This is a genomic window from Advenella sp. FME57 (assembly GCF_014897675.1).
GTDB lineage: Bacteria > Pseudomonadota > Gammaproteobacteria > Burkholderiales > Burkholderiaceae_B > Advenella.
In genome coordinates, this window is record NZ_JABUXU010000006.1 from 144586 (window position 1) to 163934 (window position 19349).

14 protein-coding genes are annotated in these 19349 nt (G+C 55.4%); 6 read left to right on the forward strand and 8 right to left on the reverse strand.

Annotated elements, in window-relative coordinates:
- Nucleotides 1-113: 113 nt before the first annotated feature.
- Complete coding sequence (locus INT32_RS08995; protein WP_193088394.1) at nucleotides 114-2180, forward strand: sigma-54-dependent Fis family transcriptional regulator; 2067 nt, start codon at nucleotides 114-116, stop codon at nucleotides 2178-2180.
- Nucleotides 2181-2338: 158 nt separating this feature from the next.
- On the opposite strand, the gene INT32_RS09000 is transcribed toward INT32_RS08995, so the two are convergent.
- The 7 genes from INT32_RS09000 to INT32_RS09030 all read right to left on the reverse strand — a co-directional run bounded on the left by INT32_RS09000 (nucleotide 2339) and on the right by INT32_RS09030 (nucleotide 9553).
- Entirely contained in the window at nucleotides 2339-3409 is a 1071-nt protein-coding gene (locus tag INT32_RS09000; protein ID WP_193088395.1) for an aldo/keto reductase, read from the reverse strand.
- 40 nt (nucleotides 3410-3449) lie between these two features.
- The gene (locus INT32_RS09005) at nucleotides 3450-4451 is read right to left on the reverse strand and encodes an asparaginase (protein ID WP_193088396.1); all 1002 of its coding nucleotides are present in this window, start codon (nucleotides 4449-4451) and stop codon (nucleotides 3450-3452) included.
- 432 nt (nucleotides 4452-4883) lie between these two features.
- Nucleotides 4884-5975 (reverse strand): tartrate dehydrogenase, encoded by a 1092-nt coding sequence (locus INT32_RS09010; RefSeq protein WP_193088397.1) that lies wholly within the window; start codon nucleotides 5973-5975, stop codon nucleotides 4884-4886.
- A gap of 82 nt (nucleotides 5976-6057) precedes the next feature.
- Nucleotides 6058-6852, reverse strand: a complete 795-nt coding sequence (locus tag INT32_RS09015; protein ID WP_193088398.1) for an ABC transporter permease — start codon at nucleotides 6850-6852, stop codon at nucleotides 6058-6060.
- A 1-nt stretch (nucleotide 6853) separates the two neighbouring features.
- On the reverse strand, nucleotides 6854-7663 hold the full coding sequence (locus INT32_RS09020) for an ABC transporter ATP-binding protein (protein ID WP_193088399.1): 810 nt from the start codon (nucleotides 7661-7663) through the stop codon (nucleotides 6854-6856).
- 4 nt (nucleotides 7664-7667) lie between these two features.
- Nucleotides 7668-8705, reverse strand: coding sequence for an ABC transporter substrate-binding protein (locus INT32_RS09025; RefSeq protein ID WP_193088400.1), 1038 nt, complete (start codon nucleotides 8703-8705; stop codon nucleotides 7668-7670).
- 350 nt (nucleotides 8706-9055) lie between these two features.
- Entirely contained in the window at nucleotides 9056-9553 is a 498-nt protein-coding gene (locus INT32_RS09030; RefSeq protein WP_193088401.1) for a DNA-deoxyinosine glycosylase, read from the reverse strand.
- A gap of 128 nt (nucleotides 9554-9681) precedes the next feature.
- Between INT32_RS09030 and INT32_RS09035 the strand changes: the two genes are divergently transcribed.
- Nucleotides 9682-10464 carry a transporter substrate-binding domain-containing protein gene (locus INT32_RS09035; protein WP_193088402.1) on the forward strand — a complete coding sequence of 261 codons (783 nt, stop codon included), beginning with the start codon at nucleotides 9682-9684 and terminating at the stop codon, nucleotides 10462-10464.
- Nucleotides 10465-10643: 179 nt separating this feature from the next.
- On the opposite strand, the gene INT32_RS09040 is transcribed toward INT32_RS09035, so the two are convergent.
- Entirely contained in the window at nucleotides 10644-11573 is a 930-nt protein-coding gene (locus INT32_RS09040; RefSeq protein WP_193088403.1) for a LysR family transcriptional regulator, read from the reverse strand.
- Nucleotides 11574-11910: 337 nt separating this feature from the next.
- Between INT32_RS09040 and INT32_RS09045 the strand changes: the two genes are divergently transcribed.
- From INT32_RS09045 to INT32_RS09060, 4 genes are all read left to right on the forward strand, one after another.
- Nucleotides 11911-12909, forward strand: coding sequence for a tripartite tricarboxylate transporter substrate binding protein (locus tag INT32_RS09045; RefSeq protein WP_193088404.1), 999 nt, complete (start codon nucleotides 11911-11913; stop codon nucleotides 12907-12909).
- 16 nt (nucleotides 12910-12925) lie between these two features.
- Nucleotides 12926-13390 carry a PaaI family thioesterase gene (locus tag INT32_RS09050; protein ID WP_193088405.1) on the forward strand — a complete coding sequence of 155 codons (465 nt, stop codon included), beginning with the start codon at nucleotides 12926-12928 and terminating at the stop codon, nucleotides 13388-13390.
- An 83-nt stretch (nucleotides 13391-13473) separates the two neighbouring features.
- Nucleotides 13474-16791 (forward strand): carboxyl transferase domain-containing protein, encoded by a 3318-nt coding sequence (locus tag INT32_RS09055; protein WP_193088406.1) that lies wholly within the window; start codon nucleotides 13474-13476, stop codon nucleotides 16789-16791.
- Between the two features lie 29 nt (nucleotides 16792-16820).
- On the forward strand, nucleotides 16821-19298 hold the full coding sequence (locus INT32_RS09060; protein WP_193088407.1) for a CoA transferase: 2478 nt from the start codon (nucleotides 16821-16823) through the stop codon (nucleotides 19296-19298).
- Nucleotides 19299-19349 lie beyond the last annotated feature (51 nt).

Here is a 19349-nt window from a genome sequence, read left to right on the forward strand (position 1 = left end):
TCTTAAGTGAACCAGTCAGGAGCAAGCCAGTCACTCAGTGCTAAAGGGGAATCAGGCACACTACCGGAAAGGCTGAAGGTAGTGATAAGTATCAGCACAAAGCGGGAGACAATATGATCAAGACCAAAAGATCACAAAGGCTATCCGACCCCGAAAAGAATGGCCTTGTCATGTCAGTCTGGGAGCGCATCGTTCACGGCGGTCCCTGCCATTCAGACGCACTGCGTCCTCTAGTGACTGACTCGTGGCAACGCTGCCTGCACGCGCAACTTGACCCATTTCATCCGACCACGTCCCCTGCGCTAGAGGGCGCCTCGTTGCGTAACTTGCAGGAACGGCATGCCGATCTGCTGACCTGCAGTCAGCCAGTCATGCAAATGGCAAAAGACGTACTTGAGGAAACCGGTTCGATCATGATTCTGACCGACCCGCAGGGCGTCATTCTGTCCGTTGAGGGCGACAGCCGAACCCAGAGTGCGGCCGAGAACGTATCTCTGGTTTCCGGCCAGAGCTGGGACGAACTGCTTTCAGGCACGAATGCGATTGGCACCGCGCTGGCAACCGGCCTACCGGTACAAATTCATTCGGCCGAACATTTCTGCGCTCAGGTCAAAGCGTGGACCTGCGCAGCAGCCGTCATTCAGGATCCGCTGGATGGGCGCACAGTGGGTGCGATTGATATTTCCGGCTTGCATAACACCTACACGCCAAACAGCCTGGCACTGGTAGCAAACACCGCCAGCCGTATTGAAAATTTACTGTCCAAAAATGAGTTGCATTTTCGAAACCAACTGCTTGAGCGCAGCATGGATCGGTATTTTGGCACTCAGGACGGCATCATTATTGTCGACAGACACGGACGTCCATTCAAGCTGAACCCTTACGCCAGGCAGATTCTGCGTGACATGGATATCTGCGTGGACCCCGAACGAATGCAGACGATTGCTGCTCTGAATTTCAGGCAGGCCGATCCCGGCGGTGACACGGCAATGCCAGGGTGGCTTAATCCGGATTGGGTTGAAGCGGTCACTGTTGAAGGAACAAGAGTCGGGTCCATTTTGACCCTTCCTCGCAGAGAGCCACCCTGTGTCCGTGTCGATGGCGCCTCGCTGGCGCACTCTCGACAATACATGCGCCGGCCGGAGCCGGATGCATTCGATCGCATTGTCGGAACGGCACGGCCACTGCGCGATGCGATCGCCAAGGCCCGACGCCTGGCAACTGTAAACGTACCGGTGCTGGTGCTAGGCGAGACAGGGGTGGGCAAGGAAAACATGGTTCGCGCCATGCACCAGTTTGCAGAAAGTACAAGTATAGCTGCCTCCAAAGCCAATGCTGCCAAGCCGGCGCCCCGGCCATTTGTCGCCATCAATTGTGGAGGCATGTCTGCAGACCTGCTGGCAAGCGAGCTGTTTGGCTACGCCGATGGCGCGTTTACCGGTGCCCGTCGGGGTGGCATGACAGGCAAGGTTGAAGCTGCTCATGGCGGCACGTTGTTTCTTGATGAGATCGGTGAAATGCCACTGGCATTGCAACCGCATTTGTTGCGTGTGCTGGAAGAAGGGGAAATCTACCGTATCGGAGAAACAACGCCCCGGAAAATTCAATTCAAACTCATTGCGGCAACGCATCGTAACCTGCAGCGTGAGGTTGCCGAAGGTCGCTTTCGTGAAGATCTGTATTATCGCATCTCAGTCACGAGCATACAGCTGCCAGCGTTGCGCGAAATGGCCGAAGATATTCCTTTATTGGCTCGGCACCTGCTGCAGCGCCTTTGCTCCCGGTATGATGCGGGCCCGAAAACAATCTCGGACGATGCGATGGCGCTGTTATGTCAATATCACTGGTCCGGCAATATCCGCGAACTGCGAAATACCATCGAAAGCATGTACCTCACGTCCCCGTCATCCGTATTGCAAGTCACAGACCTGCCATCGCATCTGCAACCGGATGCCCCAGGCAATGGCACTCAGGCTGCGCCAGCCATCCCTGTCAACCTGGGAAAACTTAAGGCCAGTGAAAGTCAGGTGATTCAACAGATGCTCCAGTCCTGTAGTGGAAACCTTACGCTCATGGCGCGAGAGTTAGGCATAGCAAAAAGCACCCTTTATGCGAAACTCAATAAGCTTGGAATGGTTGATCAACTACACAAGATCCGACAGGAGCGCCGCGCACATTAACACACATTGCAGCAACCTTATATATGTCCACTCCCATATCCACTCCCATGTTCACTGCAAGAACGAACCAAGGGGACGCCGCCCAGTTACGACACTCCCCGACACGCCAGACGTCACGATTTGCTAGAGCCGTCTACCTGAAAGGGAGTCACCCTGGCTTACGACTTTTCCTGCTGTGGAGTCACCTTCGCAAACGACATGAAATCTCCCGGCCCTTCACGGCCAGGATACGGCACACGTCCCCGTACTGGATGTCCCGGATCGTTGTAACCAGGCGTGGATGCATGACCCGGCGTGACCAGAGCATCAACCAGCGCCTCGTCTTCTTCGGTCAGCCGATATTGCAGCGCATTAAGATAAGATTGCCATTGTTCAAACGTACGCGGTCCCACAATGGCCGAGGTCACGTATTGATTGTTCAACACCCATGCCAGCGCAAAATCGGCGGCGGATATGCCCAGCGCCTGAGCATGTGCCTTGATTTTCTGCGCCACCTGCAGCGACTCTGGACGAAATTCCGTTTGCTGGATACGCTTGTCGCCGCGACCAGCCCTAGAATCGGGCGGTGGCGGCGCATCTGCCGCATATTTGCCCGTCAACACGCCGCGCGCCAGCGGGCTGTAGGAAATCACGCCAATTCCATAGTTTGCTGCAGCGGGCAACTGCTCCACTTCTGCATTGCGTGAAACCAGGTTGTATAACGGCTGACTGGCCACAGGACGGTCAATGCCCAGCTCATCGGCCAACCGGACGGTATCGGCAATTTTCCAGCCCCGAAAGTTCGATACGCCGAAATAGCGCAGCTTGCCCTGGCGGATCAGATCGGCAATGGCGCGAATCGCCTCGCCCAGCGGCTGGCCGGGCACTTCGCGATGCATATACAGGATATCGATATAGTCGGTGCCCAGTCGTTTCAGGCTCGCTTCCACAGACTGAATAATCCATTTGCGCGAGATGCCCCGTTCATTTGGTCCCTCTCCTGCAGGGTTGCCCAGCTTGGTGGCCAGCACCCAGAAATCACGATTGTCTTTGAGGGCTCGTCCCACCACACGCTCGGATTGGCCGCCGTTATAGACATCTGCAGTATCAATGGAATTGATCCCCCGCTCCCTTGCGTCCTGAATAATACGGTGCGCTTGCGCTTCATCCGTTTGTCCGCCAAACATCATAGTCCCTAACGTAAGGGGAGAGATGCTCAATCCGCTTTTGCCCAGATACCGATATGACATGACATTTCCTCTTGCAAATACACTTGAAATAAACTGGTTTTTACTTTGACCAGGCGATCAGCAGGCTGTTAATCGCGTCGCGATTGAGTCCGTTCCAGATGGCGGCGCTAAGCAGCAGCCTGGCCTTGCGCGGGCACAACCAGCCACCCATCAAAATACCGTGCTGTTGCAAATCGATTTCCGCCCCCTTATAACCATACACTGCCGTGGTGGTGCTGCCGGCACCCGTACGGCTGCACATGATGATGGGCACCTGCGCTACTGCCGCCACCAATGCATCGCGCAGCGGTTCCGACACATGTCCGGAACCAAACCCGGCGATCACGATGCCTGCATATCCCGCGCCCAATGCATAAGAGACGATATCAGGATCGTCATCAAGGCTGTGCTCGAGCAACAGCACTTTGTCGCCGTGCACTGATGGCGCCGGCAAGCGTGGTGTTTCAGGCGTATCGCGCAGATAGCGTACCCGACCTTCCTGCACGACCCCGACAGGCCCAAACACAGGCGAGACAAATGCATCAACATGGGTGGTATGCATTTTGCGCACGCGCCGCGCCTCATGAATGTCGTCATTCATGACCACCAGCACCCCGCGACCGCAACTATTCTGGTCGGCCGCGACCTGCACCGCGGCCAGCAGATTGGCGCTGCCATCAGCGCCAGGCATTTGCGGATTGCGCATGGCCCCCATCAGCACCAGTGGTTGACGTCGGTCCCAGAATAGATCAAGCAGAAACGCCGATTCTTCCAGTGTGTCGGTGCCCTGGGTAATGACCACCCCCTGCGCGCCCAGATCAATCTGCTGCTGCGCCCACGCCAGGGTATCGAACAGATGCTGAAAACGGATGGAACCACTGGCCATTCTGGCCAGCGTATGCAAATTAAGCGTGGCAGCCTGCGCCAGCCCAGGCACAGACTGGGCCAGCTCCTCTGCGCCAAGGTTCGAGCTCACTCCCTGACCGCCCGGCGTGCCGGTCATGCTGATCGTGCCCCCAAGGGCGCCAATGGAAATCGTCGGTTTGCTGTTGATGTTGCTCATGCTCATTCTTTTACGAAAAGGTCTGGCGATAAACGTATCTGGATAGGTCTGTCGGTACATGCGGCGCCTGTAAATCGGGTGCGGCACTCAACATTGCCAGCAGCGTTCGGCTTAAAATAGTGATGCCTGAAAAAATGGCTTGCAGATTGCAGGCATCACAACTTAATCCGTTCGATTATCACACGATAACAGATAAAAAATCGTCAGCACCGGCCAAGCCGATCTGACGATGGTACTTTCAAATAGCGGTTTGACAGAACCGGGACGATTCGGTTCGTTGCGCGTATAGGTCTGCGAACTGGCCGACGTAGTGGCCTGTGAATTAGTCAGCGGATTATTCAGTGTATTAGCCAACGTATTGGCACGCATCACGCCCAACGTTTATCGCTTCGCCCAGGCCGGCACAAAAACGGTTGCCTGGGCGTGCGTGCCCTACTGCTGACTGGCGACCAGTTGCGCGATCGCCTTGCCCATCTCGGTGGTGCCTGCCTGCCCCCCAAGATCGGGGGTCTTCGGCCCATTGAGCAATGTCGCTTCCACCGCCCGCATAATGCTGTCTGCCGCTTTTTGTGCGTCGGGGTTGTCCGCCGCAAAAAATTCGAGCATCATCGCACCTGACCAGATCATGGCCACCGGATTGGCAAGGTTTTTGCCAAAGATATCCGGCGCAGAACCGTGCACCGGCTCGAACAGAGACGGGAAATCGCGTTCCGGATTCAGGTTTGCCGAAGGCGCGATGCCGATGGTACCGGTGCATGCCGGTCCCAAATCAGACAAAATATCGCCAAACAAATTGGAGGCAACCACCACATTAAAGCGATCGGGTTGCAAAACGAAGCGCGCGCACAGGATATCAATATGCTGTTTGTCCCATTTCACGTCTGGGTACTGCTTGGCCATTGCCACCACACGCTCATCCCAATACGGCATACTGATTGAAATACCGTTGGACTTGGTCGCGGCGGTCAGTGTTTTACGTTCGCTTCGATTGGCCAGTTCAAAGCCATATTTCAGAATACGGTCCACGCCCTTGCGGGTAAAAACCGACTCCTGCAGCACCACTTCCCTGTCGGTACCTTCAAAAATCTTGCCGCCTACTGAAGAATACTCACCTTCGGTGTTCTCGCGCACCACCAGAAAATCAATATCGCCAGGCTTGCGGTTGGCCAGCGGACATGGCACGCCGGGCATCAGGCGCACAGGCCGCAAGTTCACATACTGATCAAATTCGCGACGGAATTTAAGCAAAGAACCCCACAGGGAAATATGATCGGGCACTTTGTCAGGCCAGCCGACTGCACCGAAATAAATCGCATCGAAGGATTTGAGCGTTTCGAACCAATCATCGGGCATCATCTGCCCATGCTTTTCATAGTAGTCGCAACTGGCCCACTCAAATTCGGTAACCGCAAGGTTCAGACCGAATTTTTCGTTCACAGTCTGCAGAACCCGCAGCCCCTCCGGCATGACTTCCTTGCCGATACCGTCTCCGGGTATCGCGGCGATTCTAATCTGTTTTTTCATGACTGCAAATTCCTGGCGATGCAACGCCTTTATATGTTAAGGATAATGAAGCGCTTGTCCCGGGTGCATCCGGGACAGATCGCTACAGCTTTTCGGTTTCACCCGCTGCCGGGCGCCAGGTGAGCGCATACTTCTCGGTAATGCTGACGATACCGTCCAGAATAAGGGCAAACACCGTGAGCACAATGATGCCGGCCACCACCGTATTAATATCGAAGGTACCCTCGGCCTGTAGGATCAGGTAGCCGACGCCGCTGGCAGAGCCCAGATACTCTCCGACAACCGCACCGACGAAGGCCAGGCCGACCGACGCATGAAGACTGGAGAAGACCCAACTGGTTGCAGAGGGGATGTATACGTGACGCAGCAGCTGGCGTCGGTTGGCGCCCAGCATGCGAGCGTTATCCAGCAGCGTCGGACTCACTTCGCGGATACCCTGGAAAACATTGAAGAACACGATAAAGAATACCAGCGTAAAGGCCAGTGCGACTTTGGACCCGATACCCAGCCCGAACCACATCGCAAAAATAGGCGCAAGAATGACCCGGGGCATGGAATTGAGCGCGGTCAGGAAAGGATCAAGCACCAGGCTGGCAGTACGGGACAGCCCCAACCACAGGCCAAAGCCCATGCCGAACACGGTGCCCAGGAAAAAGGCCAGCAGGGTTTCAATGAGCGTGATCCCCAAATGCCTGTAGATATCTGCATTGACAATGAACCAGTTCCAGATGACCTCGGCCACGCCCAGCGGCCGACCAAAAAAGAACGCGGCCGTATCGTTCAGGGTAATGAAGTACCAGGACCCTAGCAGAACGATGACGATCAGCAACTGCCACGCGCGGTAGTTTTTGGGTGAGGGTTTAATGGCGTTCCACATATTACTTCCGTTTTTGTTGATCGTAGCCTTTGAGAACTTCGTCACGCAGGACGCTCCAGATAGCCTGGTGAAGTTCAACAAAGCGCGGGTGAGCACGAACCTCGGCCACATCGCGCGGACGCGGCAGATCGATGTGAAACTCGCCCATGATATGGGTTCCTGGCCCCGCAGACAGCACGACTACCCGGTCGCTCATGGCGATAGCTTCGTCAAGGTCGTGGGTAATGAAGAGCACGGCCTTGCGCTGCTTCATCCAGATATCGAGCACTTCATTTTCCATCAGTTGCCGGGTCTGGATATCCAGGGCCGAAAACGGCTCATCCATAAGAATAATATCGGGATCGCGAATCAGCGTTTGCGCCAGCATGACGCGCTTGCGCATGCCGCCGGACATTTGATGCGGGTATTTATATTCGGCCTGGGACAAGCCAACACGACGCAACCAGTCCAGCCCCTGGCGCTTGGCTTCTTCCTTGGCCGTGCCCGCAAACTCCAGACCGGCTGTCACGTTATCCAGCGCATTGCGCCACGGCAGCAACGCTTCGCCCTGGAACATATAGCCAGCCCGTTTGTTGATCCCGGACAAAGGTTGACCAAACACCCGCACCTGCCCCGATGAGGGGGTAAGCAGGCCTGCTCCCACATTGAGCAGCGTGGATTTGCCACAGCCTGTGGGTCCCACTACGGCAACGAATTCTCCGGGAGCGATATGCAGCGTCGCATCCCGGACTGCGGTGTACTTCTGGTCACGGTTGTCCTTGGAGACAAACGTGCAGGTGATCTTGTCCAGGCTTAAGGCAGCATCATTCATAGCATCAGGCATTGGCAGCTTTGTCGGTGAAATCATTGGTCCAGCACTTGGACAGGTCTATATCGTCGGCCTTGAAGCCGGCGATATAGACAGACAGTGCTTTCAATGACGTTTCAGCGCCTTTGGGATCAATCCGGCCGTCGGGCGACAATCCCTCAAAACTCTTGGTCAGCGCAAGCTTGTAAACATCGGGGTTGCCCAGCAGATAGTTTTTGGGGACCGTTTTCATGATCTCTTCTGCGCCTGCAGTCTGAATCCATTTGTCAGCCTTGACCATGGCGTTGGTCAGCGCCTGCACCGTGCCCGGATTTTCATCAATATACTTTTGCGCGGTATACAGGCAGCCGGCAGGCATGGGGCCGCCAAAAATGGTTTGCGTATCTTTCAGGGTGCGGGTATCGGCAATCGTGAAGATATCACCGGTGCCGTCGAGCAAGCTGATCACCGGATCCAGGTTGCTGAGTGCATCGATCTGACCGGCACGCAGGGCGCTGACCGCACCGGCGCCACCGCCAACGCCGATAATGGACACATCGGAATCCTTCAACCCGTGCTGAGCCAGGAAAAAACTGACCAGCATATTAGTGGAGGAACCGGGCGCCGTAACGCCGATTTTCTTGCCTTTGAGGTCGGCTGGCGATTTGTAGCCGGCCAGCGTTTTCTTGTTGCCCGCCAGAACGATCATTGGGGCGCGCCCTTGCAGCACAAACGCACGAAAATACTGTTTCTTCGATTGCAGGTTGATGGTATGCTCAAATGCCCCGGAGCAGACATCAGCGCTGCCCCCGACCACGGCCTGCAAGGCTTTGGAGCCGCCGGCGAAATCGGCGACCTTGACGTTGAGCCCTTCTTCCTCGAAGAAGCCCTTTTGTTCTGCAATGGTCAGCGGCAGGTAGTACACCAGACCCTTGCCGCCCACGGCAATAGACACATCGGTTTTTTCCAGCTTGGGTGCATTCTGTGCCAGGCCGATACCTGGCCAGACTGTTGCCAGGCCGGACAAACCGGCGGCTTTCAGTAAATGGCGACGTGACAGACTCATGTGATGCTCCTTGATTTTTTTTCTTGAAGAGGGTTGATATATGACAACTGGAATTGCGTTGCGCCGGTTCGGACAGTGCGGCTCGCCCGTCGCACAGGCCTGGCCGATCCAATCGGCAAAGCCGGGTAAAAACCCAGGCGGATGGCTGGCGAATAAGCAGCAGATGAGCGGCGCAACAGGTACAGCGTCGAACCGGGCTATTGTATCAGAACCCTATAGGGTGAAGACAATCGTGATTATTACCAAGGCGCGCCAAACGGGCCGCATTAACCTGGCCGCACTGACCAAGTTACACCAGGGGGTATCCGAACCGGAGGCTGCCGACACGGGTAACGCCACCTGCCGCTGCGTCAAGTATGGCGCTGCGCAAAAAACTGCCGCCATTGCTGCAGCTTGGCAGCAAAGGCCAGCGTGTAGGCGGGGCTGCTTGAAGGCAACGTCTGCGTCTGGATATGCACGGGAATATGTGGCTGCCCTGCCCTGGCAGCCGCCTTGCCATTGAACCCCACATACTGCAAGGCTGGCGCGGCAGCAAACAGGGTATGCAGTGGATTGAGCTGGCCCCGACGGATGGCGCTGTCCAGACTGCCAACACGCTCGCAGCCTGAGTACACATCCCAGAGCCCGATCCGGTGCGCCAGCAAAATTGCGGTACGCGCCTCATAGTCCAGGGTATTCATGGGTTCATCCAGGATCGCCCCCATCAGCCGCCAGAACTGATTCTGCGGATGTCCGTAGTAACCCTGACGCGCAAGCGACGCTTCCGACGGGAAACTACCTAGAATCAGATGAGTAATGTGTGGTGAATGAAGTGGCTCAAAGCCGGTCAGCCAGGGCGAGATATTCATTGTGTCAATGTTGTAGATTGGGTATGCACCGGCCAGTGTACCCGCATATTGGGATATGCCTGATTGTATTGCATCTGAAATTGCGCCAGACTTGCTGTTTTTCCCATCCTTGTCTTTGGAGAATAACCATGAAAAGAACCCTGCTGTCCGCCTTGCTTTGCACCTTGCCGCTTTCGGTACTGGCGCAAGCGGCCCCCGATACGCTCAAACAGGTCACGGACAGCAAAACCCTGCGCGTCTGTACGCCAGGCGATTACAAGCCGTTCAGTTTTGACCAGGGTGGGCATTTTGAAGGCCTGGATATCGACCTGATGAACGCCCTGGCCGGCACCCTGGGCGCAAATATGCAGGTTGTCAAAACCACCTGGGCCAATCTGATGGCCGATTTTACCTCCGGCAAATGCGATATTGGCGCCGGTGGCATCTCAGTGTCTGTGGAACGCCAGAAAAAAGCCTTTTTCAGCGCACCCTATATGGTAAATGGCAAAACGCCGATTGTCCGCTGCGAGGACAAGGACAAATATCAAAGCATCGAGGCCCTGAATCGCCCGGAAGTAAGGATTGTGGCCAATCCTGGCGGCAGCAATGAAAAATTTGCGCGCACCATGCTGTCAAAAGCGTCGCTCACCATGCACAAGGACAATCTGACCATTTTTGATGAGGTTGCCAATGGCAAGGCCGATGCCTTTGTGACCGAAGCGGCCGAGGCCCGGGTCCAGAGCAAACTGAACCCCAAGCTATGCGCGGTCAATCCGGATCAACCACTGCAATATGCCGAAATGGGATACCTGATCCCTGACAATGACATACGATTCAAGCTATATGTCGACCAGTGGATGCACCTGCTCAAAGCCAGTGGCCAGTACGATCAAATGGCCGAAAAATGGATCCCGGCCGACCCCGCGAAGTAACTGCGCAGGACAAAACCGTGTTGAACACGCGTCGAACGTAATCTGCGCTGAACGCGACCAGTGCTGCTGTCGCAGAGCCACTGCGTTATGTCGCTGTATAGTTTATGCTGGCCCTGGCGTTGCTTATCGGGTAAGCCCGTCAGGCCATGAGGTACGCTCTGCCCGGTCATCATTGCAGGTCAGTCAGCCAGCCACTCCACACCCACGCAACTGAATTGCTGAACGTACGGTCGAAGCAAGCCGATCAGTTCGCCTTGAAGTGCATTCACCGTATGCGGGTTGCGATTGATTACCGGACTGCCGATGATCACCGTCCGGCGAAGGTGAGGACTGACGATAGGTGCGCCGACGATGCGCTTGGCCTTTAGCATAGGGGTAATCGGCATGACCGGCAGGATGGTGTAGCCCACACCGCGTTCAACCAGGTCGAGAATGACGGCAGTACTGTCTGATTCAGCCACCAAATTCAAGTTAACCCCAATAATGGTACACGCACGGTCGATGGCGTTGCGAAGACTTTGCGCTTCCGGAACCACCATAGGCCGCTTTGCGACTTCAGCAAGGGTGACGGGATGGGATTGCGATAACCCGCAAGCGGGTAGGCCCACAACGTAAATGGGTTCGCGGAAAACTGGTGACGTCAAGAGCATCTCGGATTGCAGGTAGTCGCCCATGAGGCAAATGTCCAGCTTGCCGTCTTCCAGGCCGTCTTGCAGGAAATCCGTGAAACCGGTGGCGATGCGTACTTTCAAGTCCGGGTATTGCCGGCGCAGAGACGTTACCAGTGGTCCGGCCAGCGCAGCGGCAAGACCTGGCAGCATGCCTACGGCGACGGACCCCATCAGGTTTGCGGCAGCCGCTCCGATGTCAGCCTTGGCTTGATTAAGCCCCTTTAATGAAACTCGCACCTGGTCCACGAAGCGGCGGCCTGGGATTGTCAGCACCATTCCGAGGCGATTTCGTTCAAACAGCGGGGTACCCAGCTCATCTTCCAGCTGCTTCAGTTGTCGGGACAACGCCGGTTGAACGACGTGAAGAAGTTCGGCTGCCTTGGTCAGGCTACCCGTTTCGGCAATAGCCAGGATGGTCCGAAGTTGTCTTAAGTCCATCGTTAGTTCACCCAAATTGAGATCTATGCCGAACCGCTATAGCTGTCAAAGAAAGATGTGAATTGTGTCACAGACTCACGGAAATTACTATTACACCACTGAATTGCACGCGCATGAGCATGACAAACCATCTTCATTGACAAGGAGATTGGGTTGGCGTTAATCCGCATTCCTGCCATGTGATCCACAGGTTTGAAAAGTGCCAACACCGGCGCTTGGTTGATTTAACAGCTTCGGCAACCGGTAGCAGTCAAAAGTTAAGCACTCAATAAAAACCCTCTAGCACCGTTATTTATAAGCGTAACGATGAATAAAGGGCAAAACTTTAGGAGACAAAATGCTGGCAAGGTACACATTGAACCGCCAAGTGCTCTCGGTATTTCCGATGCTCATCGTTGCATCGACGCTGGGCTTCTCAAATAGCGCCGGCGCCGCAGATTGGCCAAAAGAACAACCCATCAACATCATTGTGCCGTTCGCTCCCGGTGGATTCACAGACTTGATTGCACGCCGCCTGGCGCTTGATTTGGGAAGCGCACTGAAGACGAGCGTGGTCGTTCAGAACAAAGCGGGTGCCAGTGGGCAAATCGGTAGCGCAGTGGTGGCTCGGGAGAAACCTGATGGATACACGTTATTGGTGACGGCTACGCAGCACGTTATCTACCCGGCATTGCAACCGAATCTTCCATATGACCCGAAGAAAGATTTCTCCAACATATCGATTCTGGCGCTTGCGCCAAACGTGCTGCTGGTGCCAGCCAAATCGCCTGTAACCAACGTAAAAGAATTTGTCAATTATGCGAAAAAGCAGTCGGGAGGCCTTGCCTTTGGCTCAAGTGGCGTCGGTGGTTCTGCGCATTTGTCGGGCGAACTATTTAAACTCGTAACGGGTGCGAACTTGCGCCATATTCCCTACAAAGGTGCAGCACCTGCTGTAACCGACCTGATCGGTGAGCAGATTCCATCTGCTTTCGTTGACGCGACATCTGCTTCAGCATTTATTCAAAATGGAAAGGCCAAGGCATTGGCGATTACCTCAACGCAGCCATTATCTTCATTACCAGGCATTCCGACTATCGCAGAGTCCGGGTATCCCAGCTATGAATCTCAAGCTTGGGTAGGGTTGTTTGGGCCTCCCGGGTTGCCCGCTGAAATAGTAAGCAAACTCAATGACATCGCACAACAGAGCAATGCGGCGCAGCGAAACATGAAATGGTTGGCCGACAACAACTCCATTTCCGTGACGTTATCACCGACGCAGGTAACAGCCTTTATTCATTCAGAACTCGATAAGTGGAAGCAGGTCGTGAACAAAGCGCACGTCACTGCTCAATGATCATTGGTTTATTTTTATGCGTACGTTAGAGGATTCAAGTTTGAGCTGTGTAAAAAACCAGGAATTATCAATAGAAGCAGATGGCTTGCAATTGGGGCATTTTGGAATTGATGTGCCATTCATGCACCATATTGGTCTCCAGACTATCAACCTGGATGGTGATTGTTGCCGTACACATTTGAAATTAAAGCGCGAACTCCTCAACAGCCGAGGTGATATTCACGGGGGCGCGTTGATGAGCGCACTAGATTTCACATTGAGCGTCGTGGCGCGAGCGCACGATCCACTCACTATCGGGGCTGCAACGATTGATATGTCGACTCATTTTTATGCGCCTGCCAAATCGCGCATAGACATTGTTGCCACATGCAAACGGCGTGGCAAAAGCATTGCATTTTGCGAGGGTGAAGTCCACGACGACGAAGGCGTGGTTTTGGCTGTTGCGCGTGCCGTATTCAAACTGGTGCCGAGAATTGGGTGAACGTTTTACTTAGCGTTGGATGTGCAATTTCCAGTGGTGGGCAAGACAACGATTAAGACAAGAAATCAGGAAAACAGGAAATCATGAAGAAAATTTTGGTTGCCAATCGTGGCGAAATCGCCGTTCGTATTCTTCGCGCCATACGTGATCTGGGAATGCACAGCGTGGCGGTTTATTCGAGCGATGATTCGAATTCACGACATCGCATTCTGGCGGACGCGTCAGTTGCATTGGATGCGGCAGGCCCTTCGGCATATATCGATATCGATGCCATTATCGCTGCAGCACAAAGTGAGGGCTGCGATGCCATCCACCCCGGTTATGGCTTTCTGAGCGAGCGACCGGATTTCGCTCAAGTGTGTGCCGCTGCAGGCATTACCTTCATTGGCCCCGAGATCAGGCAATTGGCCTTGTTTGGCGACAAGGGTAGCGCATTGAAACTTGCAAGGGAGTGCGGCGTACCCGTGATGCCTGCCACTCACGGAGACGCCACGCTCGAGGAAATAGTGCAGTTCTTCGACGAGCAGGGCGGCGTGGGTGTCGTCATCAAGGCAGTGGGCGGTGGCGGAGGTCGCGGCATGCGAGTGGTAACGTCAAAGGTTCAAATTCCTGAACTCTACGCTCGCTGTCGATCCGAGGCGATGTCCGCATTTGGCGTGGATGCCCTCTATGCAGAACGCTTGGTAAACCGTGCGCGTCACATCGAGGTGCAAATAGTGGGGGACGGATCACATGTCGTCGCGCTGGGTGAACGCGATTGCACGCTGCAACGTCGCTTTCAGAAAGTGGTTGAAATCGCGCCAAGCCCTGTTCTCAAGGCGCAATTGCGTACAGATATTCTTGCCGCAGCAAGCAAGCTTGCGTCGAAGGTGAATTATCGCAGCCTTGGCACGTTTGAGTTCCTCGTTGAAGAAGATGAAAATGGCGTACAAACGGATTTTGTTTTCATCGAGGCCAATCCTCGACTTCAAGTCGAGCATACGATTACCGAACAAGTCGCCGGGGTCGATCTGGTGGCGCTGCAAATTGGTATTGCACAAGGCAAGAGCCTTGAGGCGTTGGGCCTGAACCCTGAGAGCCCGCCGCAGATAAAGGGCTATGTCATTCAAGTGCGAATTACGGCGGAGTCCACGGACGCCGATGGTCTGGCCCGACCGGCGCACGGTCGTCTTGAGCGCTTTGACCCCCCCATGGGCCCAGATGTGCGAGTGGATACGCATGCCTATAGCGGCTATTGTCCCGCGCCGGCTTTCGATACGCTTTTGGCCAAGCTGATTGTGTCCAGTTCCAGTGATGACTTTTCAAACGTCGTCAGGCGCTTGCGCCGCAGTTTGGCTGAGTTCAGGATCGCAGGCGTTTCGACGAACATTCATTTACTGAAAGCGCTTGTCGATCGTGATGATTTCCTACAGCAAAAGAACCATACCCGTTATATCGAATCGATTCTTGCGGACTTGGTCGCTACTGCCTCTGCGCTCGAAAGTGAGCAGGAGGCGAAGGAGTTGCCCATGAGCGAAGCGACTCATACAGCCGCCGCATCGCCAGTCACGAAAAACGTCGTACAGGAAGTGCTTGACGCGGGGCTCGTTGGCTCTCGCGCGCCACTGAGCGGGCGCGTTGTCGAAGTCTTGGTTGGCGTAGGCGATGCGGTTCTGAATGGGCAGTCCATAGCGGTCATCGAAGCGATGAAGATGGAGCACTCCGTGGTCGCTGAAGTCAATGGGCGAGTCGTTGATGTACGGGCCGATAACGGCAGTCAGATCGCTGAGGGCGATATCCTGGTGGTGCTGGAACAGGCGCTGGACAGTACAGATGCAGAGGTCGCTGTTGAAACCGTAGATTTGATGGCCATCCGCCCCGATTTGCAGGCAGTACTTGATCGCCATGCCATTCTGTATGACGACGCTCGCCCGGATGCGGTGGCTAAGCGGCGCGCGCGCGGTCAACGAACTGCCCGCGAAAATCTTGCGGATCTGTGTGATGACGGTTCCTTTGTCGAATACGGCGCATTGGTCGTTGCCGCACAAGCGACCCGCCGCACGAAGGAGGATCTAATGGTAAACACACCTGCCGACGGTATCGTCACTGGTATTGGCAACATCAACGGGGCCCAGTTCGGTTATGACAAGTCGCTAAGTGCCGTAATGGCCTATGACGCAACGGTTCTGGCCGGTACGCAGGGCAAGCGCAATCACATCAAAACCGATCGTTTGGTGGAGCGTGCGCGCCGCGACGAGATGCCATTTGTGTTGTTTGCCGAAGGCGGCGGCGGTCGTCCGGGAGACGTAGACTTCCCATTTGTGTCCGGGTTGTACCAGCCTTCATTTGCGGCGTTAGCAGAACTCAGTGGTGAAGTTCCACTGCTGGGCATCGTATCAGGTCGATGCTTTGCCGGCAACGCTGCCTTTCTGGGCGTATGTGACGTCATCATCGCGGACAAAAACTCCAATATCGGAATGGCCGGCCCCGCGATGATTGAAGGCGGTGGCCTGGGAAAATTCAAACCTGAGGAGGTTGGCCCTGCGAGTGTGCAATTTGCGAACGGTGTCATCGACATTCTCGTGGAGAATGAGGCTCAAGCCGTTGAGCTCGCCAAGCATTACCTTTCAATGTTTCAGGGCAGAACGAAGGACTGGTCAGCGCCCAATCCGCTGGAACTGCGGCACGTGGTCCCCGAGAATCGCTTACGCGTCTACGACAGCCGCAAGGCCATTGAAGGCATCGCCGACGTGGGTAGCATATTGATGCTTCGTTCAGGATTCGGACACGGCATGCACACAGCGCTTGCGCGCGTTGAAGGGCAGCCCGTGGGCATCATCGCCAATAACCCACATCATCTGGGCGGCGCCATTGACGCTGATGCCGCAGACAAGGCGGCCCGGTTCATGAATCTTTGTGATGTTCATGGCCTGCCGATCATTTCGCTGATCGACACACCCGGCTTCATGGTTGGCCCCGATGAGGAAGCGAAGGCTCAGGTGCGCCACGTATCCCGCATGTTCGTAACCGCTGCCAAATTGCGTGTCGCAATACTGGCCATTGCCCTGCGAAAGGGCTACGGCCTGGGAGCCATGGCCATGGCAGGCGGCGGCTTTCGCTCGGCAAGTTGCTCGGTGTCCTGGCCAACAGGAGAGTTTGGTCCGATGGGGCTGGAAGGCTCAATCCGGTTGGGCTTCAAAAAGGAACTCGGCAACGTTCCCGAAGGGCCAGAACGGCAAGCGCTTTACGACCAGCTGGTAGCACGTGCATACGAACGCGGTCATGCCATCAACGTCGCGTCCACCACTGAAATCGATGCAGTCATCGACCCGGCACAGACGCGGACATGGATTCGTCAAGGCATCGCTTCTGCGTCGTTGCGCGCGGCTCGTCCCCGTCGCTCATTTATCGACACTTGGTAAGCACTGCACACAAATAGAGGGAACAGACTTTGATTAAGCATGAACCTACCAGCCAGCTCGCACTTGCTGGACTGCGCGTCCTGGAAATCGGCAATGGCGCGGCATTGGCCTATGCCGGAAAGCTTTTCGCAGACTTTGGCGCTGAGGTCATCAAGGTGGAGGAGTTGGACGGTGACGCGCTTCGGTCTGTGCCTCCGCTGCTGACGGGCTCAGCGATCGAATCGCAAAGCGCACTGAACGCCTGGCTCAACACAAATAAACGCAACGTCACATTGGATGATAACAGTTTCGAAGAACTTGCATGGTTATCGCGACTGGCCAAAACCTGCGACGTAGTTCTCGATGCCAGAGCGCTAAATGAAGGCATCGGAGCCCTGAAACGCCCTGTTTATGGTGAAAGTGACGCGGCTAACGTCGAGAACGTGCCAATCGAGGTGTATTTAACCTGGTTTGGCGAAAGTGGTCCGTACAGCAGTTTCGTGGGCACGACCGCTGTTTGCCGTGCCCTGGCCGGTGCTGTTTACGGTAGCGGCGCGGTCGAAGGACCGCCGCATCTGCCGCACGACCTGCAAACGGGAATTGTTGCGGGTATCGGTGCTTTCTCAAGCGCGATTTCAGCCTTGCTTGGCGAGTCTGACGGAAGCCGTCGATATGTGCTCAGCATTCATGAACTTGCCTTCTCTGTTGTGGAGATGGAGGCCGGCATGGTGCAAGACGGGCGTCACCCCAAAGCGCGATTAGGCGTCAACCGGTTTTGCACAACGCACCCCGGTGGTATCTACAAGACCCGCCAAGGCTGGATCGGCATTTTCGCACACACAGATCCGCAATGGACTGCGTTGTGTTCGGCAGTGGGACATCCAGAACATGCCCAGGACCCTAGATTCATGAGCGGTCCGACACGCATAAAGCATGCCGACGAGATTGACCAGTTCCTGCTTCCGGCGCTGCTTACTAAGACTGCCCAGGAATGGTTTGAGGAACTTGGCAAGGCTAAATTCCCGGCTGTTCTCGTGCCGACAATGGAAGAGCTGCTTGTGCAGCAGGTTCATCGTGAGCGTGGTGCATTTGTTCCGGTGAAATCCGGGGCCAGCCAGTTTGAAGGCGTGGTCGTGCCTTTTCCGCTCGGGGATGTAGGACCTTTGCCAGGGGGTGCTGCGCCGATGAAGGGTGCAGACAACCAGTTCTATCGCACCGACCAAGCCCTGGCTTCGAGAGTACGCCGTACTCGCGCAAAAGTGGCTGTGCCGCCGCTTCGCAAGATTCGTGTGATCGATTTGACCATGGGGTGGGCAGGGCCCCTGGCAACACGCACCCTTGCAGACTTTGGCGCCGAAGTCATCAAGGTCGAAGGGACTCAATATCCGGATTGGTGGAGAGGAACGCATTACACCGAAGCGTTCTACAACGAGCGTCTGTACGAGAAAAATTCGAACTTTGCGCTGATGAACCGGAACAAGCTTGGCATAACCCTGGATCTGACTCGTCAGCAAGGGCGCGCAGTTTTACTCGACTTGGTAAAAACTGCCGACATCGTCATCGAAAACTATTCAACCGAGGTGCTTCCCAAGCTGGGTCTGGATTACGCGGCTTTGTCCAAGGTGAATGATCGACTGGTGATGGTGTCTATGCCCGCGTTCGGTAGCGGCAACAAGTGGAGCACCACGCGGGCTTATGGCGGTACGCTTGAGCAGGCTAGCGGCTTGCCACATCACACCGGGTTTCCACAGAATCCGCCATCACTGACTTCCTACGCGTATGGCGATCCGATAGGTGGATGGAACGGCGGTGCGGCCGCCCTTCTGTCGCTCCTGGTGCAAGCACGTACAGGGAAAGGCCGGCACGTCAATCTCTCGCAAGTTGAATGCATGCTTCCAATGGTCGCACCATTCATCGTGGAGCAGTCCGTTTGCGGGAAAACGACCCCGCGCAGCGGTAACGTGCATCCCTTATTTGCTCCGCACGGAGTTTATCAATGTGCAGGCCATGACCAGTGGGTGGTTCTGAGCGTCACCAACGATGCACAATGGCGGGCCTTGGTCAACGTCATTAAGGCCCACCACCTCTGCACCGATTCGCTATTGAACCATGTTGAGGGCCGTCGTTTGCAACGACAGCAGATAGATGCTCACATAAGCACGTGGTCCAGGCAGCGATCTGCAGACAGCGCCATGCTTGAACTGCAAATGGCCGGCATTGGTGCGGGTGTGGTAAAGCCGATCTGGCGTGTTTTGGACGATCCGCACTTGAGCGACAGGGGTTTCTTCAAAAAGATATCACGTGCATATCTTGGCAAGTATCTGGCTACGACTCCCTGGTTCAGAGAGACAGTCGCAGCAACCAAGATCGTACGCCCGGCACCCACGCTGGGCGAGCACAGCCACGAGGTCTTCTCTCGAGTGCTTGGAATGACTCAGGAGCAGCAACAAGCGCTTCAGGATTGCGGAATCACCGGAACCTCGGCAACCAGGAAAACAGCCCAGGGAGTGGCCAAAAGCGTCCATTGATTTGTCTCAAGTAGCGCTTCCCTTTGACACCGGATGGCTGGCTTGCGAGCG